General features: G+C 69.0%; 24 protein-coding genes. 14 read left to right on the top strand and 10 right to left on the bottom strand.

The features are described 5' to 3' along the window. Positions 1-11: 11 nt before the first annotated feature. The 3 genes from ACWCO2_RS03690 (at position 12) to ACWCO2_RS03680 (ending at position 2,887) form a co-directional block, all read left to right on the top strand. Positions 12-425, top strand: a complete 414-nt coding sequence (locus ACWCO2_RS03690; RefSeq protein WP_450126149.1) for a DUF4288 domain-containing protein — start codon at positions 12-14, stop codon at positions 423-425. A gap of 158 nt (positions 426-583) precedes the next feature. Next, a complete protein-coding gene (locus ACWCO2_RS03685) occupies positions 584-1,138 on the top strand; it encodes a hypothetical protein (protein WP_450126148.1) in 555 nt (184 codons plus the stop codon). A 309-nt stretch (positions 1,139-1,447) separates the two neighbouring features. Next, positions 1,448-2,887, top strand: coding sequence for a GuaB1 family IMP dehydrogenase-related protein (locus tag ACWCO2_RS03680; protein ID WP_450126147.1), 1,440 nt, complete (start codon positions 1,448-1,450; stop codon positions 2,885-2,887). Between the two features lie 49 nt (positions 2,888-2,936). Here the strand turns inward: ACWCO2_RS03680 and ACWCO2_RS03675 are convergent, their stop codons facing one another. Then, complete coding sequence (locus tag ACWCO2_RS03675; RefSeq protein ID WP_450126246.1) at positions 2,937-4,247, bottom strand: PhoH family protein; 1,311 nt, start codon at positions 4,245-4,247, stop codon at positions 2,937-2,939. Positions 4,248-4,759: 512 nt separating this feature from the next. Then, on the bottom strand, positions 4,760-5,971 hold the full coding sequence (locus ACWCO2_RS03670) for a DUF885 domain-containing protein (protein WP_450126146.1): 1,212 nt from the start codon (positions 5,969-5,971) through the stop codon (positions 4,760-4,762). A gap of 247 nt (positions 5,972-6,218) precedes the next feature. Here ACWCO2_RS03670 and ACWCO2_RS03665 point away from each other — a divergent pair, with 247 nt between their 5' ends. After that, on the top strand, positions 6,219-6,461 hold the full coding sequence (locus ACWCO2_RS03665) for a hypothetical protein (protein WP_450126145.1): 243 nt from the start codon (positions 6,219-6,221) through the stop codon (positions 6,459-6,461). 293 nt (positions 6,462-6,754) lie between these two features. Beyond that, entirely contained in the window at positions 6,755-6,997 is a 243-nt protein-coding gene (locus ACWCO2_RS03660; protein ID WP_450126144.1) for a hypothetical protein, read from the top strand. 61 nt (positions 6,998-7,058) lie between these two features. Here ACWCO2_RS03660 and ACWCO2_RS03655 read toward each other — a convergent pair whose 3' ends face one another. Beyond that, the gene (locus ACWCO2_RS03655) at positions 7,059-7,835 is read right to left on the bottom strand and encodes an isoprenyl transferase (protein ID WP_450126143.1); all 777 of its coding nucleotides are present in this window, start codon (positions 7,833-7,835) and stop codon (positions 7,059-7,061) included. Positions 7,836-7,951: 116 nt separating this feature from the next. On the opposite strand from ACWCO2_RS03655, the gene trhA reads away from it, so the two are divergent. After that, a complete protein-coding gene (gene trhA, locus ACWCO2_RS03650; protein WP_450126142.1) occupies positions 7,952-8,629 on the top strand; it encodes a PAQR family membrane homeostasis protein TrhA in 678 nt (225 codons plus the stop codon). A gap of 44 nt (positions 8,630-8,673) precedes the next feature. Here the strand turns inward: trhA and ACWCO2_RS03645 are convergent, their stop codons facing one another. The 3 genes from ACWCO2_RS03645 to ACWCO2_RS03635 all read right to left on the bottom strand — a co-directional run bounded on the left by ACWCO2_RS03645 (position 8,674) and on the right by ACWCO2_RS03635 (position 11,948). Beyond that, complete coding sequence (locus tag ACWCO2_RS03645) at positions 8,674-9,174, bottom strand: GNAT family N-acetyltransferase (RefSeq protein ID WP_450126141.1); 501 nt, start codon at positions 9,172-9,174, stop codon at positions 8,674-8,676. A gap of 42 nt (positions 9,175-9,216) precedes the next feature. Next, positions 9,217-11,229, bottom strand: a complete 2,013-nt coding sequence (locus tag ACWCO2_RS03640; RefSeq protein WP_450126140.1) for a thioredoxin domain-containing protein — start codon at positions 11,227-11,229, stop codon at positions 9,217-9,219. A 212-nt stretch (positions 11,230-11,441) separates the two neighbouring features. Beyond that, positions 11,442-11,948, bottom strand: coding sequence for a DUF4232 domain-containing protein (locus ACWCO2_RS03635; protein WP_450126139.1), 507 nt, complete (start codon positions 11,946-11,948; stop codon positions 11,442-11,444). Positions 11,949-12,177: 229 nt separating this feature from the next. Between ACWCO2_RS03635 and ACWCO2_RS03630 the strand changes: the two genes are divergently transcribed. The 4 genes from ACWCO2_RS03630 to ACWCO2_RS03615 are packed head-to-tail and all read left to right on the top strand — an operon-like array spanning position 12,178 to position 14,693. Next, the gene (locus tag ACWCO2_RS03630) at positions 12,178-12,315 is read left to right on the top strand and encodes a hypothetical protein (RefSeq protein ID WP_450126138.1); all 138 of its coding nucleotides are present in this window, start codon (positions 12,178-12,180) and stop codon (positions 12,313-12,315) included. 5 nt (positions 12,316-12,320) lie between these two features. Continuing rightward, positions 12,321-13,139, top strand: coding sequence for a DeoR/GlpR family DNA-binding transcription regulator (locus tag ACWCO2_RS03625; RefSeq protein ID WP_450126137.1), 819 nt, complete (start codon positions 12,321-12,323; stop codon positions 13,137-13,139). 33 nt (positions 13,140-13,172) lie between these two features. Continuing rightward, a complete protein-coding gene (xylB, locus tag ACWCO2_RS03620; RefSeq protein ID WP_450126136.1) occupies positions 13,173-14,552 on the top strand; it encodes a xylulokinase in 1,380 nt (459 codons plus the stop codon). Between the two features lie 6 nt (positions 14,553-14,558). Then, entirely contained in the window at positions 14,559-14,693 is a 135-nt protein-coding gene (locus ACWCO2_RS03615) for a hypothetical protein (RefSeq protein ID WP_450126135.1), read from the top strand. 52 nt (positions 14,694-14,745) lie between these two features. Here ACWCO2_RS03615 and ACWCO2_RS03610 read toward each other — a convergent pair whose 3' ends face one another. Next, on the bottom strand, positions 14,746-15,078 hold the full coding sequence (locus ACWCO2_RS03610; RefSeq protein ID WP_450126134.1) for a hypothetical protein: 333 nt from the start codon (positions 15,076-15,078) through the stop codon (positions 14,746-14,748). After that, on the bottom strand, positions 15,075-15,956 hold the full coding sequence (mca, locus tag ACWCO2_RS03605) for a mycothiol conjugate amidase Mca (protein ID WP_450126133.1): 882 nt from the start codon (positions 15,954-15,956) through the stop codon (positions 15,075-15,077). The genes ACWCO2_RS03610 and mca overlap by 4 nt, the downstream gene beginning before the upstream one ends. Before the next feature lie 190 nt (positions 15,957-16,146). Here mca and ACWCO2_RS03600 point away from each other — a divergent pair, with 190 nt between their 5' ends. Both ACWCO2_RS03600 and greA read left to right on the top strand, forming a co-directional pair. After that, positions 16,147-16,584, top strand: a complete 438-nt coding sequence (locus ACWCO2_RS03600; protein ID WP_450126132.1) for a DUF4307 domain-containing protein — start codon at positions 16,147-16,149, stop codon at positions 16,582-16,584. A gap of 191 nt (positions 16,585-16,775) precedes the next feature. Continuing rightward, entirely contained in the window at positions 16,776-17,264 is a 489-nt protein-coding gene (gene greA / locus ACWCO2_RS03595; RefSeq protein ID WP_450126131.1) for a transcription elongation factor GreA, read from the top strand. Positions 17,265-17,376: 112 nt separating this feature from the next. On the opposite strand, the gene ACWCO2_RS03590 is transcribed toward greA, so the two are convergent. Beyond that, on the bottom strand, positions 17,377-17,865 hold the full coding sequence (locus ACWCO2_RS03590) for an Lrp/AsnC family transcriptional regulator (protein ID WP_450126130.1): 489 nt from the start codon (positions 17,863-17,865) through the stop codon (positions 17,377-17,379). 215 nt (positions 17,866-18,080) lie between these two features. On the opposite strand from ACWCO2_RS03590, the gene hppD reads away from it, so the two are divergent. Further along, complete coding sequence (hppD, locus tag ACWCO2_RS03585) at positions 18,081-19,226, top strand: 4-hydroxyphenylpyruvate dioxygenase (RefSeq protein WP_450126245.1); 1,146 nt, start codon at positions 18,081-18,083, stop codon at positions 19,224-19,226. A gap of 73 nt (positions 19,227-19,299) precedes the next feature. On the opposite strand, the gene ilvA is transcribed toward hppD, so the two are convergent. Next, entirely contained in the window at positions 19,300-20,511 is a 1,212-nt protein-coding gene (gene ilvA, locus ACWCO2_RS03580) for a threonine ammonia-lyase (RefSeq protein ID WP_450126129.1), read from the bottom strand. Between the two features lie 184 nt (positions 20,512-20,695). On the opposite strand from ilvA, the gene ACWCO2_RS03575 reads away from it, so the two are divergent. Continuing rightward, positions 20,696-20,938 (top strand): hypothetical protein, encoded by a 243-nt coding sequence (locus ACWCO2_RS03575; protein ID WP_450126128.1) that lies wholly within the window; start codon positions 20,696-20,698, stop codon positions 20,936-20,938. The last annotated feature ends 186 nt before the right edge of the window (positions 20,939-21,124 follow it).

Here is a 21,124-nt window from a genome sequence, read left to right as displayed (position 1 = left end):
ATCCTGGGGGCATGAGCAGTGACGACTTCGACGCGATCGGATCGATCAACATCGGCCCCCTCGACCCTCGAGAATTCCAGCAGGACGAGCGCGCCGTCGAACTGGACTACTACGTCGCGGTCCTGCTCCTGGAAGCGACGTCGGACGCCGCCGACCACCAGCCGCTGTACGAGGAATCCTTCGTGCTGCTGAAGGCCGAATCGGAAGAAGAAGCCGCGGAAAAGGCCACCGATCACGGCAAGCAACAGGAAACCAGCTACCAGAACGAGAACCACGAACAGATCACCTGGAAGCTGAAGCAGGTAGTCGAGGTAAAACCCGTCGAAGATGCGACCTTCGACGACGGCACGGAAATCTACAGCCGCTTCTTCCGCAATTACCAGGCCTACAGCTCCTTCGAACCCTTGACGGAAGAAGAAGCGTAAAAACTCAGAGACCGGGGTCCCACCATCCGGCGGGGAGTCCCGGCGTACTTCCACGCACCTCGGTGCGCAGCCGCCGGCGAAACTATCAGCGGCGATTTTGAATCACCTTCGGGTGTACGGATTTGATCTCGAACTGAAGTTCCCGATTCACTGCACCCGTGTTCGTCCACGCCTACGTCGACGAGTCCTACGACCTCACCATCGGCGTCTACATCCTCACCGCCAGCATCGTCGACCTGACCAATGCCGAAGAAATCCGCTGCACGCTCCGAGAGCTGCACGCGGGCCTTGGCAAGCTCCACTGGCACAGGTCCGACCCCGAACACCGCCGCAAGTTCGCCAAAGTTCTCAGCTCACTACCAGTGAGACACTTGGCTGTCATCGGCCAAGGACGGACAAAGGGCGCCGAGCGAGCTCGCCGAAAATGCCTCGAATGCCTGTTGCCTCTACTTGAATGCACAGGTGTCAACACAGTGACCTTCGAAGCAAGGCAGCGCGTCAACGACAGACACGACATCGACATGGTGGACGCGTGCCGCCGCAAGAAGTTGATCTCACGAATCCAAGTGAACTTCGCACTCGGCGACCATGAGATCTTGCTCTGGCTCGCCGACATCGCATGCGGATCTGTGCTCACGGCGCAGCGGGGCGAACTCGATTACCTGGAGCAGCTCGACAGCACGACACAACTGCAATTCATCGAGATCAAATGAAATCCACCCAAGAAACGCAGAGGCCGGGGTCCCACAATACAGCGGGCACACCCGGCGTACTTCCACGCCCCAACAGAGCGCAGCCAAGGTCAGTATAAACACGGCTCGCACTAGTTCATCAACCGCAGGACCATCAACCGATTCGGTGATCTTGGTTTGGACGGCCCCAGAAACGCAGAGGCCGGGATCCCGCCTCCGGCGGGGGTCCCGGCTTACTTCCACACCCCAGCAGAGCATGGCTGCGGTCAACTTAGCGCGGCTGGCGTTTGCGGGCGACTGGGGGCAGTTGAGGCCGTATGGTGGGCAGACGTGCACTTCTTGAACGGGCAGCAGCCCACCACTGACCTGACCTACGACGACGTTTTCCTGGCGCCGCGGCGCTCCGGGGTCGAGTCCCGCTTCGACGTGGACCTGGCCACCAGCGATGGCACCGGAGCCACCCTGCCGATCGTCGTCGCGAACATGACCGCCGTGGCCGGTCGCCGGATGGCCGAGACCGTTGCTCGGCGCGGCGGGCTCGTCGTGCTGCCGCAGGACGTTGATCCGTCCGTGGTCGCCGAGATCGTCTCCTGGGTCAAGGCCCGGCACCCGGTTTGGGACACCCCGCTGGTGGTGCACGCCGACGACGCCGTGGCCGACGCGCTCAACCTCCTGCCCAAGCGCGCGCACGGCGCCGTGGTCGTCGTGGACGACGACAACCGGCCGGTCGGCGTCGTCGACGAGGCCGCGTGCACGGGCGTCGACCGGTTCGCGCGCGTCGGCGAGGTCGCCGACGAGCACCCCGTCGTGCTGCCGCTGGAGACCAAGCCGCGCGAGGTGTTCGAGCAGCTGGACAAGCATGCCCGCAACGTCGCGATCGCGGTCGACGCCGACGGCCGCCTGGCCGGGATCATGACCCACCGCGGTGCGCTGCGCGCCGAGATCTACTCCCCCGCGCTCGACGGCGAGGGCCGACTGCGGGTCGCCGCGGCGGTCGGCGTCAACGGCGACGTCGCGGTCAAGGCCGCCGCACTGCTGGAGTCCGGGGTGGACGCGCTGGTCGTGGACACCGCGCACGGCCACCAGAAGAAGATGATCACCGCACTCAAGGCGGTCCGCTCGGTGTCGCCGCAGGTGCCGTTGGTGGCTGGGAACGTGGTGACCGCCGAAGGCGTGCGCGACCTCGTCGAAGCCGGTGCCGACGTGATCAAGGTCGGCGTCGGTCCGGGCGCGATGTGCACGACGCGGATGATGACCGGCGTCGGCCGGCCGCAGTTCTCCGCTGTCGCCGAGTGCGCGGCCGAGGCCCGCAAACTCGGCAAGCACGTTTGGGCCGACGGCGGTGTCCGGCACCCGCGCGACGTCGCGCTGGCGCTGGCCGCGGGCGCGGCGTCGGTGATGGTCGGCTCGTGGTTCGCCGGCACCTACGAATCCCCCGGTGACCTGCAGCGCGACGAGCACGGCCGGGCCTACAAGGAGTCCTTCGGCATGGCGTCCAAGCGCGCGGTGTCGGCCCGGACCCGCACCGACAGCGTCTACGACCAGGCCCGCAAGGCCCTGTTCGAAGAGGGCATCTCCAGCTCCCGGATGCGCCTGGACCCGCAGCGCCCCGGCGTCGAGGACCTCCTGGACCAGATCACCTCGGGCCTGCGCTCGTCCTGCACCTACGCAGGCGCCCGCACCCTCGAGGAGTTCTACGCCCAGGCCCTGGTCGGCATCCAGTCCGCAGCCGGCTTCGCCGAAGGCCGCCCGCTCCCGACCGGCTGGTGATGCGCGAAGGGCACCTCTGATCAGCTCAGAAGTGCCCTTCACCGGTTCGTCAGGGAGTGAAATCGCCCTCCAGGAGTTCGGTGACCAGAGCTGCGATCGGGGAGCGTTCCGAGCGCGTCAGGGTGACGTGCGCGAACAGGGGGTGCCCCTTGAGCTTCTCGATCACCGCGGCGACGCCGTCGTGGCGGCCAACTCGGAGGTTGTCGCGTTGGGCGACGTCGTGGGTCAGGACGACGCGGGAGTTCGCGCCGAGTCTGGAGAGGACGGTCAGGAGGACGTTTCGCTCCAGGGACTGGGCTTCGTCGACGATGACGAAGGCGTCGTGGAGCGAGCGGCCTCGGATGTGGGTGAGGGGCAGGACCTCGAGCATGCCTCGGTCCATGACCTCGTCCAGGACGTTTTCACCGGCCAGAGCACCGAGGGTGTCGAAGACCGCTTGGGCCCAGGGAGCCATCTTCTCGTTCTCGGTTCCTGGCAGGTAGCCGAGTTCTTGGCCGCCGACGGCGTAGACCGGGCGGAACACCACGACCTTTCGGTGCTGCTGGCGTTCCAGGACGGACTCCAGGCCCGCGCACAGCGCGAGCGCGGACTTGCCGGTTCCCGCTCGGCCGCCCAGCGAGACGATGCCGACCTCCGGGTCGAGCAGGAGATCCAGGGCGATCCGCTGTTCCGCGGAGCGGCCGTGGAGACCGAACGCTTCCCGGTCGCCGCGCACCAGCTTGACCTGCTTGTCCGCGGTCACCCGGCCCAGCGCGCTCTGCGATCCGGCCAGCAGCCGGACGCCGGTGTTCGGCGGCAGGTCCCGCGCTTCGTCGAGATCGGCGACGCCCTCCTTGAACAGCGCGTCCACCGAATCGCCCGGCACCTCGACGTCGGCCACGCCGGTCCAACCGGACGGGACCACGTCCTGTGCCCGGTACTCCTCGGCGTCCAACGCCACCGACGCGGCCTTGACCCGCAGTGGCATGTCCTTGGTGACCAGCGTGACCTGGTGCCCTTCGGCGGCCAGGTTCAGCGCGCAGGCCAGGATGCGGGCGTCGTTGGAGTCGGTGCGGAATCCGGGCGGCAACACCTGCGGGTCCGAGTGGTTGAGCTCGACGTGCAGGTGTCCACCTGATGTTCCGACCGGAACCGGATGGTCCAGCCGTCCGTGCCGTATCCGGAGTTCGTCGAGCCCGCGAAGGCTCTCCCGGGCGAACCACCCCAGTTCCGGGTGGTGGCGCTTGGCCTCGAGCTCGCTGATCACCACCACCGGGAGCACCACGTCGTGCTCGGCGAAGCGGGACATCGCCCACGGATCGGACAGCAGCACCGAGGTGTCCAGCACGTACGTGCGGACCTCGGTTCTACCGGGTGGCACGGTGCGCGCGGAATCGCCGCTGAGTGCTCGGGCTTCTTCCGCTTCTGGCTGGGAACGTCGTGCGGTCACGGCTACTCCCTCGCGGGCGTGGCGTGCACACCCGCTCGTCGGCGGGCCGGGCCTGGCCCCGTCGCGCGCCGGCCGGACCGCCTCGTCCGCCGTGACCGCAGGGCCGTGCACCGGCCCATCGCGACCAAGGTGGACGGGGTAACCGTCCGCTCCAGCCAACCGCCACGATCAGGGCCTCCCGGACGGGCCGCGTACGGACTTGCAGGAGAGAACGGCCCGTCAACAGCGCACGCTACCTGCGCGATCGCTTCTCGGCAGGCAGCCACACAGGTGATTCAGCGAATCGTCGTTTTCCCTTCATCTGCACGGGAAACCGGTGCTGGTCACGGCCCGTTCCAACGCCGCGGAGAAGCCGACCGCAGCAGGTCAGAGCGGCGCCCCACCTCGGCGGCGACCCAACACTGCCAGTGATCATCACTGATCCGTTCGCGTGAATTCCGGCCTCACACCTGCGTGACGAGTTCGGAGCGGACCGATTCAGGCACCAACGGCTCGTCAAGCAACCGCCGGTAACGATCGGTGCGCGATGTGTTCACGGGGCGCTCGTCCAACCACCGCCTCAGCAACCGGTAACCCTCGACGTAAGTCGCGGTGTAAGCCCGCCAGAGCGGATCGCGCATGAACCGCACCAGGTGCCGGGCGCGCTGCTCCGGCATCAGCAGCCACCGCTGCAGGTGCGCGACGACGTCGGTCTCATCCGCGCCGCTGTGCAGCATCAGCAACGCGTCCTGGCGGACCGGCAGCAGGTCGAGCAGCACCGCGTCGATCCGCTCCGCCAGCTCGCCGTCCAGCCGGATACCCAGGTCGGCGAAGATCTCGGCCGCCCAATGCCCCCAGCCCGGCCCGACCACGGCGTACAGCCCCAGGTCGGCGAGGCCTTCGGCGAGCACGCACTGCGGGGTGTTGATCAGGAAGATGGTGTGCTCGGCCTGCCCGTCCCGCAGCGCGAGTCCGGCCTCCTTGCGGCAGTGCTCGGTGTGGTGCCCGGGGTAGGCCTCGTGCGCGACGAGCTGCGGCAGGGTGGACGCGCGGTGCCCGATGTCGGCGTTGATCGCGACCTTCGAGCGGAATCCGCCGGCGTAGTGGCTGAACCCGACCCACGGCTTGTCCGACACGATCCGGTATTCGACGGTCTCGCCGACCGGCAGCTCGAACCGGGCGCGCACCTGATCCCGCAGCGCGCTCGAGACCGCTTCAACCGCCACCGCGAGCCGATCCCCCGGCACCAGGTCGCGACGGCGGACCGCGCGCAGCCGCTCGGCCAGCGAGCTTCGCCCGGGCAGCAGCGCGCCGAGCTCGCGGTGCGCGGTCCGATACTCGTCGGAATCCCCCATCGTTGGCGTCACCTGGAAGCACGCCTCGACCTCGGCGACGAACGGCAGTTCCGCCCCCGCCAGCTTGCGGCCGGAGCACTCCAGCGCGGTCAGCTGCGCGGTGAGGAAGCGGCGGCGCGGTTCGGCGAGATCAGCGGTGGCGACGTCGGCACGCAGGCGGTTCGCATCGGCGGCGAGCCGCGCCGGGTCCGGCGGCGATTCGGCGGCGACTTTGCGCCGCAAGGCCGGGTCACCGGTGTAGGAGTCTGCGAAGCCTCGAACCAGCCGGTCGAATCTGAGCCCGAGCAGGACGTATTCGGCCGCGAGCGATTCGGAGTCCACGTCCGGACACTACGCCTGCTCGAAGCGGGGTCGGATCGCCGCTCGAGTTCTCGATGAATTTGCCTGGGCAACGATAAGTCCGATGACGCCGCGCAAATAAATCACACAATGGTGGTAACGAGGTAGGTTTTGGCCGATTCGATGTATATGTTTCACGCCGAGTGTTCTCCCGTCGGCTAAGTATGGGGTGCGTAGCCGAGGGATCAAGGGGGCGCTCGCGTCATCCCATCCAACAAGGAGCAACGAAGTGCTGAAGAAAGCTGCGATTGTTGCCGGTGCCGCTGCCGGTCTGCTCGCCCTGGCTCCCGTCGCCAACGCCGACAGCGCGGACAACGACGGCATCAACATCCTGAACGACAACAACCTGAGCGTCCTGCCGATCCAGGCCTGCGGCAACAACGTCGCCGTGCTCGGTGCGGTCGTGCCGATCCTGTCCCCGCAGCTGAACCACTGCGTGAACGCTCCGATCGTCGACCACCCCAAGGGCTGATCGAGGCGAGCGGATCACCGGAGCTGCTGCGTGGAATCCGGTGGCAAAAAGGGCGTCGGGCCTTCACCCGACGCTTCTTTTTGCGCGCCCGTTAACCGGAGCGCCGAATGCCACCAATTCATCCGTCACCCGCTGATCCGCCGCGTCACACAATTGGGTTAAAAGTTTAGGTGTTCGGCCTGCCGCGATGAGTTTCCGGCGAGTCGACACCACACTCGGTAGCCGCCTTGGGTTTTAGTCGAACCCGATGGCGTGCGCTCCGAATCCCGCGGTATTCGAAGGAGAGTGAATAAATGCTGAAGAAGGCAGCTATTGTCGCCGGTGCTGCCGCCGGTCTGCTGGCCCTCGCCCCCGTCGCCAACGCCGACAGCGCGCACAACGACGGCATCAACATCCTGAACGACAACAACGCCAGCGTCCTGCCGATCCAGGCCTGCGGCAACAACGTCGCGGTCCTCGGCGCGGTCGTGCCGATCCTGTCCCCGCAGCTGAACCACTGCGTGAACGCCCCGATCATCGACCACCCCAAGCACTGAGCAGTAGTCCCAAGCAGGAAGGCCAGGTCGCTCGCGACCTGGCCTTCCTGCTTGTCCGACGTCAGCCGCCGAAGCGGCGGTGGCGGACCGCGTAGTCACGCAAGGCGCGGAGGAAGTCGACGCGACGGAAGGCAGGCCAGTAGGCCTCGGTGAACCAGAACTCGGAGTGCGCGGACTGCCACAGCATGAAGCCGGACAACCGCTGCTCACCCGAGGTGCGGATCAGCAGGTCGGGGTCGGGTTGGCCGGAGGTGTAGAGGTGCTCGGCGATGTGGTCGACCGTCAGCACCTCGGCCAGTTCCTCGATGGTGGTGCCCGCCTCGGCGTGCCACTGCAGCAGCTTGCGCACCGCGTCGGCGATCTCCCGGCGGCCGCCGTAGCCGACCGCCACGTTGACCTGCATGCCCGTGCGGCCCTTGGTGCGCAGCGCGGCGGCGGACAGGCGCGCCGCGGTCTCCGTCGGCAGCACGTCCAGCGCACCGACGATCCGCACCCGCCAGGGCGTGTCCGGATGGGTCAGCTCGTCGACGACTCCGGCGATGATCTCCATCAGCGCGTTGAGCTCGTCGGGGGTGCGGTTGAGGTTGTCGGTGGAGAGCAGCCACAGCGTGACCACCTCGACCTCGGCCTCTTCGCACCAGCCCAGCAGCTCGGCGATCTTGCGAGCCCCGGCTTGGTGGCCGCGCGCGGCGTCCAGCCCGGCTTCCCTCGCCCACCTGCGGTTTCCGTCCAGGATGACGCCGACGTGCCGGGGATGCTGCACACCGTCCAGCTTCCGGCGGAGTCGTCGCTCGTAGACGCCGTAGATGAGTTCTTTCAACCGAACCTTGAACGCCACGTCGGCTGAGCGTACGCGGATCCGGTCAGACCCGGTGCTCGGGTAGCCCGGAGCGCACGGGCGGATGCAGTGCGGATCACGCTCGGCGAAAACTTACGGTCCCGTAACCTCGAGGTGTGACTAGCGCCCTCTCCGCCCGCCGCCCGACCGCGTTCGTCAAACCGCGGATGCGCGGCTGGATCCACTTCTGGTCGCTGGTGGTGTCGATCGCCTCCGGCACCACGCTGATCACGCTCGCCGCCGCGACCGTGTCCGCGCGCGCGGCGGTGGGCACCTCGATCTACGTGGCGACCGTGCTCGGCCTGTTCGGCGTCAGCGCCCTCTACCACCGCAAGACGTGGAAGACCGTCGGCGCCCGCACCTGGATGCGACGGCTCGACCACTCGATGATCTTCCTGTTCATCGCCGGTACGTACACCCCGCTCGCGATGGTCGCGATGCAGCCGACCACGGGGGCCATGGTGCTGGCGATCGTCTGGGGTGGCGCGCTGGGCGGCGTGATCCTGAAGCTCGCCTGGCCGAACGCGCCGCGCTGGGTCGGCGTGCCGGTGTACATCGCGCTGGGCTGGGTCGCGGTGTTCGTGCTGCCCGACCTGCTGCACAACGCCGGGCTCGCGGCACTGGTGCTGCTGGTGGTCGGCGGTCTGCTCTACACCGCCGGTGCGATCTTCTACGCGTGCCGCTGGCCGGACCCGTGGCCCAAGACCTTCGGGTACCACGAGTTCTTCCACGCGGCGGTCTCGGCGGCTGCGATCTGCCACCACATCGCTATCTGGCTCGCCCTCTACGCCTGACCTGGTCGTGAGCGGCGATGGGTGGCTCTTGCGGCCGTCGCCGCTCACGACACGTGTCGACGCATGCAGACCCGTTTGGCCGGGTCCAGGCCCAGTTCCGCCTCGTGGGCGACGAGCGCGGCCAGTTCCGGGGTGGCGGCGTCGATCTCCTGGAAGCCGAGCCGCGCGTAGTACGGCGCATTCCACGGCACCGTCCGGAACGTGGTCAGCGTCAGCGCAGGTAGACCGCGCTCCCGGGCCCACGATTCGACGTGCTCCAGCAACTGGCGGCCGATCCCCTGGTGCGCGTGGTCGGCGTGCACGCTGACCTGCGCGATGTGGGCGTTGCCGTCGATCAGCTCGACCAGGATGTAGGCCACCGCCTCGGCGTCGACCTCGGCCACCCAGGCCCGCCCGGCTCGCTGGTACTCGGCCAGGGCGTCGACCGGCGGCGGTGGGTCGTCGGCGATGTCCGGCATGCCGATCTCCCGGAACGCCTCCCCCGCGGAGACCTCGATCTCCTGCAGTCGCCCCAGCTCGGCTTCCCCGACATTCCGGATCCTCACCGGCTCAGTGGATCAGACCCGCCTGCCCCAGGCCACCGGGTTTTAGAGTGGGAGATCTTCGGGTTCGGTGACCGGGCGGTCGCAGACGTAACCGCGGCACACGTAAGCCGCCGCGGCTCCGCCGACCAGCGGCCTGCCGGCCAGCAGCGGCACGCCGGTCGCCTCCGGCTCCCCCGCGACCACCACGGCTCCGCCTGGGGCGCGCCGCCGCGCTGCGGCGAGCAGCGCCGCCCGGTCGGCGTTGTCGGCTGCGCCGACGACCGCGACCTGCAGCGGCCCGTGGGCGCGCGCTTCCGCCGCGCTGAGCCAGTGGCCCGCGAAGCGGGGCGCTCGCTGCGCGAGCAGTCCGGCGCGCGACAGCGCCTGCTCCGTAGCGCTGCGGTAGCGCGCTGTGCGCTCCGCGCCGGCGAGCGCGGCAGCGGCGAGCAGGGCGGAGGTGAGCGCAGCGGCCCCGGAGGGGCTCGCGTTGTCGGTCGGGTCGGAGGGGCGGCGGACCAGCGCTTCCGCGTCGGCCGCGGTGTCGTGGAAGGTTCCCGGGTACTCGGTGTCGGCGAACTGGTCCAGCGCCGTGTCGAGCAGCTCGCAAGCCGCGTCCAGCCAGCGCGGGTCGGCCGTGGCCTGATGCAGCGAGAGCAGGCCGTCCGCGAAGCAGCCGTAGTCCTCGAGCACGCCCGCGGCGGTTCCGACCGCCCCGTTCCGCGAGGTCCGGCGCAGGCGGCCGTCCACCAGGTGCAGCGAGAGCAGCAGGTCAGCGGCAGCCGAAGCCGCTTCCAGCCAACTGGGTTCGTCGAGCGCTGCGGCGGCTTCCACCAGCGCTGTGATGGTCATGCCGTTCCACGCGGTGACGACCTTGTCGTCCTTACCCGGCTGCGGGCGGCGGTCGCGGGCTTCGCGGAGGCTGTCGCGGACCCGCCGCCAGCGGGCCGCATCGTCAGGGTCGCGCTTGAGCTGCAAGGTCGAGGTGCCGTGCTCGAAGGTGCCCGCCTCGGTCACCTCCAGCAGCTCCGCCGCCCAGTCGCCGTCCTCCGCTCCGAGCACCTCGCGCAGCTGATCCGGCGTCCAGACGTAGGTCAGGCCTTCGGCGCCCTCGGTGTCGGCGTCCAGCGATGCCGCGAAGCCGCCTTCCGGCGTGCGTAGATCGGTCAGCAGGAACTCGGCCGTCTCGCGGGTCACCCTCTCACCGAGCGGATCGCCGAGCCGCGCCAGGTGCGCGTACGCGCGGAGCAGCAGGGCGTTGTCGTAGAGCATCTTCTCGAAGTGCGGGACCACCCAGGCGTTGTCGACGGCGTAGCGCGCGAACCCGCCCGCGAGCTGGTCGTAGATGCCGCCGCGAGCCATCGCTTCGCTGGTGTCCTTGGCCAGCTCCAACGCGGAGTGCCCGCTGCCCGGTTCGCCGAGCCGTTCGTGGTGGCGCAGCAGGAACTCCAGCACCATCGACGGCGGGAACTTCGGCGCACCGCCGAATCCGCCGTGCGCGGCGTCGAACTCGGCGTGCAGCCGGGAGACCGCCCCGGCCAGCACCTCTTCGTCCAAGATGGACTCCGGGAGCGGCGCGCGCTGCGCGGACAGCTGCTCGACCACCCGGCTCGCGGCCTTGCGGACCTCGTCGCCGCGGCCGTTCCACGCCTGCGCCACGGCGTCCAGGAGCTGCTGGAACGACGGCATCCCGGACATCGGCGACGCCGGGTAGTAGGTGCCGCAGTGGAACGGCTCGCCGTCCGGGGTGAGGAAGCAGGTCATCGGCCAGCCGCCCTGTCCGGTCATGGCCTGGGTGGCTTCCATGTAGACCGCGTCGATGTCCGGCCGCTCCTCGCGGTCCACCTTGACGTTGACGAAGTGCTCGTTCATCAGCCGAGCCGTCTCGGCGTCCTCGAAGGACTCGTGCGCCATCACGTGGCACCAGTGGCAGGCGGCGTAGCCGACGGACAGCAGAACCGGCACGTCACGGCGTCGGGCTTCGGCGAACGCCTCCGGCGACCAGGGCCACCAGTCGACCGGGTTGTCGGCGTGCTGGAGCAGGTAGGGGCTGGTCGCGCCCGCGAGTCGATTCGCCATGCCCCCAGTCTGCCGCTTCTGCTCGACGGCATCACGCCGCGCGTCCCCTACCGCGATCACGCGTCGGCCGTCACCGAACAGTGGAGGTCATGCACCTGCGAGGACGGCAGATGCGTCATCACCGCATCTACTGGGGATAGCGAGCCACACCGCTCCGCACCTGAGCCGAAAGACGGGCCAGTCGCGATCCGGCCCCGCCCTCTGGGGAGATGTCAGGCGCCGGCCCGGATCGGGCCGACCTGGGTGCCGGCGTCGACGGCGATCCCGCCGACCGCCGTGCCGTTGCCCGGAACGGAACCGTCGTGCACCGGCAGCTGGAAGGTCACGCGGTCGCCGGGGGCGCCACCGTCGCTGTTGGGCACCTGGATGTCGAAGTGGACCGGGGCGCCGGGGCCGAAGGCGACGTCCTCGGGCTGCCCGTACGGCTGGACCTCCACGCCGAGGGGCGCCTCACCGCGGAAGAACACCAGGTCAGCGGGCGAACCGGCCAGCGTGCACGCCGAGGTTCCGTCGTTCGCGGTGAGCGTGACCTTGTAGTGGGTGTGGCCCGCGGTGCTGTCGGCCGGCGTGATGGTTCCGGTGAAGCCACCGTCCGCGCAAGCGCTCGGCGGCAGGTCCGACGGGTTGGCGACGGCCTGACTGGCGCCGAATCCGACCGCGCCCGCCGCGACGACCGCGAGCGAGGCACCGATGACACTCCGGCGGAAGAGCTTGCTCATGGTTGAAGTCCCCTTGTCAGTGCTGTCGTTCGTCCCCCTTGCACCCCGAAAGACGCCCCGGCACCACGACGGTTGCCGATGTTGCACGAACCGTTGGATTGCGCACTGCTGAGCAACCCGGTGCTCCCCCGCGCGTCCCGGGTCCTCCTTCCGATACCTGGACGTGCTTGAGTAGTACGAGGACTTCTCAGAAAATGTGTTAAGAGCGAGAGCGACCTCGGGAGCGGTTTTGACGTCGACGAAGACGATGCGGGGTGTGCGGGACGTCGGGTTGGACCGGCTGGTCACGCACCGGTTCGGGCTCCCCGAGGTCGAGCAGGACCGCGACGAAACGGCGGTCAAGGCCGTCGTTCGACCGCAGGAGTAGCGGTGGTGGGCAGGGCACGGCCACCGGACGCCGTGGTCGAGCAGCGGCGGCAGGACGTGCTGCGACGGGTCGTCGAGCACGGCGAGGTCCGCATCACCGATCTCGCCGGGCACTTCGAGGTCAGCCTGATGACGATGCACCGCGACCTCGACGCGCTCGTCGAGCGTCGGCTGGTGCGCAAACTGCGCGGTCGGGTGACCGCCTACCCGTCGCTGACCTTGGAGACCGCGACGCGCTTCCGGGTCAGCCTGCAGGTCGCCGAGAAGGAAGCGCTGGCCGCCGCGGCCGTCACCGAGGTCGAGCCGGGCATGACGCTGCTGATCGACGACTCCAGCACGGTGTTCCCGCTGGCCCGCCGGGTCGCCGAGGTCGAGTCGCTGCGGGTGTTCACCAACTCGTTGACCGTCGCGAAGATCCTCGCCGGAGCCGGGCACGAGGTTGGTCTGCTGGGCGGCCGCTACCGCGCCGAGTTCGACTCGTGCACCGGTCCGGAGGTGCTGGAAGCGCTGTCCGGGCTGCGCGCCGACGTGTCGTTCGTGTCGGCCACGACCGTCACCGAAGGCCACCTGTTCCACCCGGTCCGGGACTACGCCGAGATCAAGGAGCGCATCGTCGGGCGCGCGGAGCGCAACGTGCTGCTGGTCGACCACTCCAAGTTCGGCCGGACCTCCCCGTTCGCGCACGGCGACGTGGGTGCCTACGACCTGGTCATCACCGATGCCGCCACACCGGAGGCGGAACTGGACGCGCTGCGCGGTTTCGACACCGAGGTGCGCGTCGTGCCGATACCCGAGGCAGACAGGGGAAGCGATGCGCTCAGTTGACAGCCCGGCCCGCGCCGCCGAGGAGGGCGCGCGATGAGCCTGGTCGCCGGGGTCGACTCCTCCACCCAGTCCACCAAGGTCGTGGTGTGCGACAGCGAGACCGGTCAGGTGGTGCGGCAGGGCCGCGCCCCGCACCCGGACGGCACGGTTGCGGACCCGGCCGACTGGTGGGAGGCGCTCACCACAGCCACCGGCGGACTGCTCGACGACGTGGCCGGCATCGGTGTCGCGGCGCAGCAGCACGGTCTGGTGGCGCTGGACGAAGGCGGCGAGGTGGTCCGCCCGGCGCTGCTGTGGAACGACAACCGCTCCGCGCAGGCCGCGCTCGACCTGGCCGAGGAGCTCGGCGGCGTGCAGGCGTGCGCGGAGGCGATCGGCAGCGTGCCGGTGGCCAGCTTCACGGTCAGCAAGCTGCGGTGGATGGCCGAGCACGAGCCGCAGCTGGCCGACCGGGTCACCGACGTGCTGCTCCCCCACGACTGGCTGACCTGGCGCCTGACCGGCGAGTTGGTCACCGACCGCGGCGACGCCTCCGGTACCGGCTACTGGTCGCCCTGCGAGGGCCGCTACCGCCCGGACGTGCTGGCCACCGCCTTCGGCGGCCGCAACCCCCGCACGCCCCGCGTCCTCGGCCCGGCCGAACCAGCGGGTCACACCCCGGACGGCAAGCTCGTGTCGGCCGGGACCGGCGACAACATGGGCGCCGCGCTGGGCCTGGCGATCGGCCCCGGTGATGTCGTGGTGTCGCTGGGCACCAGCGGCACGGTGTTCGCCTCAGCCGACCACCCGAGCTCCGACCCCACCGGCACGATCGCCGGATTCGCCGACGCCACCGGACGATTCCTGCCACTGGTGTGCACTCTCAACGCTGCCCGGGTGCTCACCTCGACGGCAGCGCTGCTGGGTGTGGAGATGGCCGAGTTCGACCGGTTGGCGTGCGAAGCCGCGCCGGGAGCGGACGACCTCGTCCTGCTGCCGTACCTCGATGGCGAACGCACCCCGACCCTGCCGAACGCCAGCGGCACCCTCATGGGCCTGCGCCGCGACAACATGACCCCGCAGAACCTGGCCCGAGCAGCGGTCGAAGGAATGCTCGGCGGCCTCGCGGCAGGCGTCGAAGCCCTCCGCGCACAAGGCGTCGAGGTCCGCCGAGTGCTCCTCATCGGCGGCGCAGCCCAGTCGAAGGCAGTCCAGGCCGCAGCACCCCAGGTCTTCGGCGTCCCGGTAACGGTCCCCGCCCCGGCGGAATACGTCGCCCTCGGCGCAGCCCGCCAAGCAGCCTGGGCCCTGACCGGCAACCAACCAACCTGGCCCCTGACGGGCTCAACAGAACTGGACGTCACCGATCCCTCGGCAGGCGAACGCATCCGCACCCACCACCAGGAAGCCTTCACCCAAGTCCACGGCGACTGATCCGTCGTGAGTGCGCAGCCGTCCCAGAGCACGCCTGCGCACTCACGACAGCGAAGCCCGGCCGCGGTGGTCGAGCGGATCGCCGAATCCTGGCCGCACGAACTGCTCCCGCAGCTGCGCATCGCTGCTTCCGACGGGTGAGACGAGAGCGGGGCCGCCCGGTTGTGCCGGACGGCCCCCCTTTCAGGCCCCGCTAGGGGGTTTCGTCTTTGCTCGGTTTCGCCTCGCTCTGCGGGGGTTCCGCTTCTGCTTCCGCTTTGGCGGACTCGGCTTCGCGGGCTGCTTCGGCTCGCTTGATCCTCGCCGGAGCCGCTGCCGCCGCCTTCTCCTCGTCGAAGACGACCGGGAGCTTGCGGAGGTGCTTGGTCATCGAGCGGATCAGGAAGACCACCGCGATCGCGAACAGGATCAGCAAGACCAGGGCAACCGGGGAGGACTTGCCGAAGTCCTCGCCCTGGCCACCCGGGTCGTTCGGCGGTGCCGGGGCCTGCGAGATCACGTAGGCCGCGGTTTCCAGGGCAGTCATGCGCACACCTTCTCCTGCACGCCGGAGAACAGGTCGTCCTCCGGCAACGTGGTGTCGACCAGGGAGCGGACCAGCTCGTAGTCCTCGGTCGGCCACAGCTCCTGCTGGATGTCCAGCGGCACCGCGAACCACCTGCTGGTCGGGTCGATCTGGGTCGCGTGGGCGCGCAGGGCGTCATCGCGCTGCTCGAAGTAGTCGGCGCACTCGACCCGCGTGGTGACCCGCTCGTCCGGGTCCGGGCGCGAGGAGTCCCACTTGGCCAGCCACTCGCCGTAGGGCGACTCCATGCCCCGCGACACCAGCGCCTCGTGGAACAGGTGCATGCGCTTGCGGGAGAAGCCGTGCGAGTAATACAGCTTCAGCGGCTGCCAGATCTCACCGGCGTCCTGGTACAGGTCGGGGTCACCCGCGGCGTCGAAGGCCGCCACCGAGATCTCGTGGCACCGGATGTGGTCCGGGTGCGGGTAGCCGCCGTTCTCGTCGTAGGTGATCACCACGTGCGGGCGGAACTCGCGGATGACCTTCACCAGCTCACGGGTGGACACCTCGAGCGGTGTGGTCGCGAAAACGCCCTCCGGCAGCGGCGGGGGCGGGTCGCCCTCCGGCAGGCCGGAGTCGACGAAGCCCAGCCAGCGGTGCTGCACGCCGAGGATCTCGGCCGCGGCGGCCATCTCCTGGCGGCGGACCTCGGTCAGGTTCTCGACCACCTCCGGCCGGTCCATGGCCGGGTTGAGGATGCTTCCCGCTTCACCCCCAGTGCAGGTGACCACCATCACCTCGTGACCGTCGGCCACGTAGCGCGCGGTGGTCGCCGCACCCTTGCTGGACTCGTCATCCGGGTGCGCGTGCACCGTCATCAGCCGCAGCTTGTCCGCCATCGCCCGGTGGTCCCCTCCATGCTCGTGCAGCGTCTCTCCTGAACACGGCCCCGCTCACAGGCCGCAGGACGCCCCAGGGATACTTAACGTGGATGTCGGGCTCCATTGTTCCCGGTGGGCCCGATGCACTGAGTGCCAGCCCCCACAAGCAGGGCTCGGCCAGACCGCAGGCGAAAGGCTTCCCGAGCCGGTGACGCACCCGCAGATCCCGCAGGACCGGTACGGGGCGCGCGCGAAAAAGCGACCGCGTCCCGCACTCCGCTGGCTCGTCTTCGCGGCCGTGTTCGTCGCCCTCCTCGGTGCAACCGTCCTCGGTTACAAGAATCTCGGCACCGCTCCCATCGAGGGCAAGCAGGTCTCCTTCGAGATCATCGACGACCACTCCATCCGCGTCGTGGTCGAGGTCCGACGCGACGATCCGCAGCGCCCCGCCGAATGCGTGGTGCGCTCCCGGGCCAAGTCCGGCGAGGAGATCGGCCGCAAGGAAGTCCTCATCCATCCAGCGGATGGCGTGACCAGGCAGGAGACTGTGGTGCGCACGTCCTCCCAACCGGCCACCGGGGAGGTGTACGGCTGCACCTACAACGTTCCTGAATATTTGTCCACCCATACGCGGCCAACTGGGTGAAGACAGGCGTTCCACGCCGGGCGCTGGGAAAATGCAGCCCCTCGGCGTGTTGGTTCGTGCTATTGTCGAGCGCAGCACGGCCCCGCGAGGGCCGTGTTTTTCCGTTACTTGGCCATCGAGCCCAGAAATAGCGCGGAAATGCAATTGGCCCGCGAGGAGTCGCGGGACGCAGTCGACGAGGAGTGGTGACCGTGAGCGAGACCCAGGTGACCTGGCTGACCCAGGATGCTTACGAACGGCTCAAGGGTGAGCTGGACGAGCTCGTGGCCAACCGCCCGGTGATCGCCGCGAAGATCAACGAAGCCCGCGAGGAGGGCGACCTCCGCGAGAACGGCGGGTACCACGCCGCCCGCGAGGAGCAGGGCCAGATCGAGGCCCGCATCCGCCAGCTGCAGGAACTGCTGCGCACCGCCAAGGTCGGCGACGTGCCCACCGAGTCCGGTGTGGCCCGCCCCGGTTCGGTGCTGACCGTCCGCTACGACGGCGAGGACGAGACCGAGAAGTTCCTGCTGGCCACCCGCGAGGAGGGCGCGCACGGAGAGCTGGAGGTCTACTCCCCGAACTCCCCGCTGGGCCAGGCCCTGCTGGACGCCAAGGAAGGCGAGACCCGCGAGTACGAGCTGCCCAACGGCGGTTCCATGAAGGTCACCCTGGTCAAGGCCGAGCCCTTCAGCGGCTGACTTTTCCGCCACCGGAGGGCGGTTGCGCTAAAGGACAAAAGAAAAGCGAGTTCTGCTGAGAACTCAATGAATCTTGCACCGCGGGCGCCTCACTTCGGGCGCCCGCGGTGCTTTATTCCCCTGATTCCGCGAGCCGTTCCAAGAGTGGGCGGACTCTTGGCGGAACCGGGGTGGAGAGAGCGATCGACGTTGATGTGCGGCGGACTCCGGTAACGCTGACGACTTCGTCGATCACGCGCTGCAGATCCGCGTTGGAGCGGGCCACCATTCGCACGAACAAGTCGCCCTGCCCGGTCGTCGCGTGCACCTCGCACACCTCGTCTATCGCGGCCAGCTGCTCGGCCACCAGCGCCCGGTGCCCCTGGGCGATCTCCAGGACCGCGAAGGCCGTCAGGCCGAAGCCCATCGCCGCCAGGTCCAGATCCGGCGGGAAGCCCAGCAGGATTCCCCGCTGCACCAACCGGTCCATCCGCGCCTGCACGGTGCCGCGCGCGACGCCCAGCCGGCGGGAGCACTCCAGCACGCCCAAGCGCGGCTCGTCGGCCAGCAACAGCAGCAGGCGCGCGTCCAGCGCGTCCAGACCCTCAACATTGGGAGCCACGTCACATCTCCTGCTCAGGTTGACCAATCCAACCAGTCGATCCGATCGAATACTGATCAGATTGCGCACCGAAATCAACCGCTGTTGCCCAGGATGCCCTGTCCCGCGCACGCTGTGCTCATCAGCGCTGGAGCGAAACACGGGAGGACATCGTGACCGGCACCGTCAACCACGGCAGCCAGACCGAGCAGCTCGACGACGTGACCTTCGACCAGATGCGCCGCCTCGTCGGTCTCGTCGAGCACGACGACGCGAAGGACCCGTTCCCGGTCAAGGCGCTCGACGCGGTGGTGTTCGTCGTCGGCAACGCCACCCAGAGCGCGCTGTTCTACCAGGTGGCGTTCGGGATGGAACTGGTCGCCTACTCCGGACCGGAGAACGGCAACCGCGACCACAAGGCGTTCGTGCTCAAGTCCGGCTCGGCGCGTTTCGTGCTCAAGGGCGCCGTCGACCCGGACAGCCCGCTGGCCGACCACCACCGGCGGCACGGCGACGGCGTCGTAGACCTGGCCATGGACGTGCTCGACGTGGACAAGTGCGTGGAGCACGCGCGGGCGCAGGGCGCGACCGTGCTGGAAGAACCGCACGACGTGTCCGACGAACACGGCACGGTCCGCACCGCCGCGATCGCCACCTACGGCGAAACCCGGCACACGCTGCTCGACCGCAGCCGCTACACCGGCCCCTACCTGCCCGGATACGTCGAGCAGCGGGGCAGCTACGTCAAGCCCGCGGAATCGCCGAAGCGGCTTTTCCAGGCCGTCGACCACTGCGTGGGCAACGTCGAGCTCGGCCAGATGGACACCTGGGTGGAGTTCTACAACCGGGTCATGGGCTTCGTGAACATGGCCGAGTTCGTCGGCGACGACATCGCCACCGACTACTCGGCGCTGATGAGCAAGGTGGTGGCCAACGGCAACCACCGGGTCAAGTTCCCGCTCAACGAACCGGCCGTGGGCAAGCGCAAGTCTCAGATCGACGAGTACCTGGAGTTCTACCGGGGCTCCGGCTGCCAGCACATCGCGCTGGCCACCGGCGACATCATCAAGACGGTCACCGCGATGCGGGCCGCCGGGGTTGAGTTCCTGAACACGCCGGACGCCTACTACGACGATCCGGAGCTGCGGGCGCGCATCGGTGAGGTGCGGGTGCCGATCGAGACGCTGAAGGAGCACGGCATCCTGGTCGACCGCGACGAGGACGGCTACCTCCTGCAGATCTTCACCAAGCCGATCGGCGACCGCCCGACGGTGTTCTACGAGATGATCGAACGCCACGGCTCCCTCGGCTTCGGCAAGGGCAACTTCAAGGCCCTCTTCGAAGCCATCGAGCGCGAGCAGGAGCTCCGCGGCAACCTCTGATCGCCACAGTTTCAATTGAAACTGCAATCCGCAGGCAGGGGTGACCACAGTTTCAATTGAAACTGTGGTCACCTCAGCGGTTGGCGAGGATGGTGTAGTCGGCGGCTTCGAGCTCGTGGATCACGTGTTCTCGGTGTTCCGGACCTCGGGTTTCCAGGGAGATCTCGACTTCCACTTCGCCGAGGGCCAGGGCACCGGAGATCCTCGAGTGCTCGATGTCCAGGACGTTCGCGGTCAGCTCTCCGAGCTTGGCCAGCAGACCTGCGAGGGAGCCGGGGCGATCCGGGATGCGGATGCGCAGCGACAGGTAGCGGCCCGCCGCGGTCATGCCGTGCTGGATGAGCTGGAGCAGCAGCAGCGGATCGATGTTCCCGCCGGACAGCACCGCCACCGTCGGACCGACGACCTGCTCGGGGTGCTCCAGCAGCGCTGCAACCGCCGCCGCGCCCGCCGGTTCGACCACCAGCTTCGCCCGCTCCAAGCACAGCAGCAGTGCCCTCGACAGCCCTTCCTCGCTGACCGCGAGGACCCCGTCGACCAGCTCCGATACGTGCGCGAACGGCACCGGGCCGGGTTCGGCGACCGCGATGCCGTCGGCCATCGTCTGGGTTTCGACCAACCGCACCGGCTTGCCCGCAGCCAGCGAAACCGGCCACGCCGCCGCCTGCTCCGCCTGCACCCCCAGCACCCTGACCTGCGGGTGCTCGGCCTTCACCGCAGCGGCGATACCGGAGACGAGCCCACCTCCCCCGGTCGGCACGACGATGGTGCGAACCTCCGGCAGCTGCGCCAGGATCTCCAGACCAACAGTCCCCTGACCAGCGACGATGTCCGGGTGGTCGTAGGGGTGGATGAACTCAGCGCCGGTGCGGCGGGCGTGTTCCCGCGCCGCAGCGAGGGTTTCTTCGAGCACCGCGCCGTGCAGCCGGACGTCGGCGCCGTAGGCCTTGGTAGCCGCCAGCTTCGGCAGCGGAGCGCGCTCCGGCATGAACACGGTCGCGTGAATCCCGAGCAGCGATGCGGCCAACGCGACGCCCTGCGCGTGGTTCCCGGCGCTGGCCGCGACCACCCCGGCCGCGCGCTGCGCCTCGTCCAGCGCCCGCAACCGCACGTAGGCGCCGCGGAGCTTGAACGAGCCCGTGCGCTGGAGGTTCTCGCACTTCAGGAAGACATCACCGCCGCAGTGCTCGCCGAGCACGCGGGAGTGCTCGAGCGGGGTTCGCCGCGCGATCCCGGCGAGTTCGACGTCAGCGGCCCGGATCCGGTCCAGGTCGACCAGCCGCATGCGCCAATCGTGCCACCGCGAATCGGCGGTCACTCGAGCAACACGTTCGGTACCCTCGAGGGGCGGTCGGTCAACGCACCGGGCGCAGCGTCGCGGAGGGGGCCGGGCGCGACCGTCGAGCACTTCCGGCTGCGGAGCACCGCGCCCCTGGACCACCACGCAGATCCACCGGACAGGAGGACGCATGTCGCAGCTGGCTCCGACGAACCGCGTCCTTCCGCTGGTCACCGGCGTGGCCACGGCGGCTGCGCTGTCCGGCGCGGCGGTCTTCGCGGTGCTGCAATCCGGGTGCGACGACCCCGGCGCCTACCGGGTGCGCGACGACGTGGTCGAGCTGATCGGCGGTTGCCTGCAACCCGACGACCTCCCGATCAGCCCCCGTCCCCCGGCCGACCTGGGCAGCGGCGAACCCGCGCTGGCGCGCTAGAAACGCCGCGGGCCGCCCACCCGGTCGGATGGACGGCCCGTGCGAGCGTCTGACGTACCTGCTTTGATCTCTTGCTTTGAAACGCCGGAGGCGTTTAGCCCACCCTCGGCGCTTGCGCCGCCGCGGGTTCTCAGCGTTCACCTGGCGAGGACAGCCCGTTCGCCGTGTATTGGACATACATAAGAA

The organism is Saccharopolyspora sp. NPDC002376 (assembly GCF_053593195.1).
The sequence above is the reverse complement of the archived record's forward strand: the minus strand, read 5'-3'. Positions and strand labels throughout refer to the sequence as shown.

What these genes read in the sequence shown, in the direction of transcription:
- ACWCO2_RS03690 (WP_450126149.1), top strand. Translation starts at nt 12, where the DNA reads ATGAGCAGTGACGACTTCGACGCGATCGGATCGATCAACATCGGCCCC.
- ACWCO2_RS03660 (WP_450126144.1), top strand. Translation starts at nt 6,755, where the DNA reads ATGCTGAAGAAGGCAGCTATTGTCGCCGGTGCTGCCGCCGGTCTGCTG.
- ACWCO2_RS03640 (WP_450126140.1), bottom strand. Translation starts at nt 11,229, where the DNA reads ATGGCGAATCGACTCGCGGGCGCGACCAGCCCCTACCTGCTCCAGCAC.
- ACWCO2_RS03635 (WP_450126139.1), bottom strand. Translation starts at nt 11,948, where the DNA reads ATGAGCAAGCTCTTCCGCCGGAGTGTCATCGGTGCCTCGCTCGCGGTC.
- xylB (WP_450126136.1), top strand. Translation starts at nt 13,173, where the DNA reads ATGAGCCTGGTCGCCGGGGTCGACTCCTCCACCCAGTCCACCAAGGTC.
- ACWCO2_RS03610 (WP_450126134.1), bottom strand. Translation starts at nt 15,078, where the DNA reads ATGACTGCCCTGGAAACCGCGGCCTACGTGATCTCGCAGGCCCCGGCA.
- mca (WP_450126133.1), bottom strand. Translation starts at nt 15,956, where the DNA reads ATGGCGGACAAGCTGCGGCTGATGACGGTGCACGCGCACCCGGATGAC.
- hppD (WP_450126245.1), top strand. Translation starts at nt 18,081, where the DNA reads ATGCGCCGCCTCGTCGGTCTCGTCGAGCACGACGACGCGAAGGACCCG.
- ilvA (WP_450126129.1), bottom strand. Translation starts at nt 20,511, where the DNA reads ATGCGGCTGGTCGACCTGGACCGGATCCGGGCCGCTGACGTCGAACTC.
- ACWCO2_RS03575 (WP_450126128.1), top strand. Translation starts at nt 20,696, where the DNA reads ATGTCGCAGCTGGCTCCGACGAACCGCGTCCTTCCGCTGGTCACCGGC.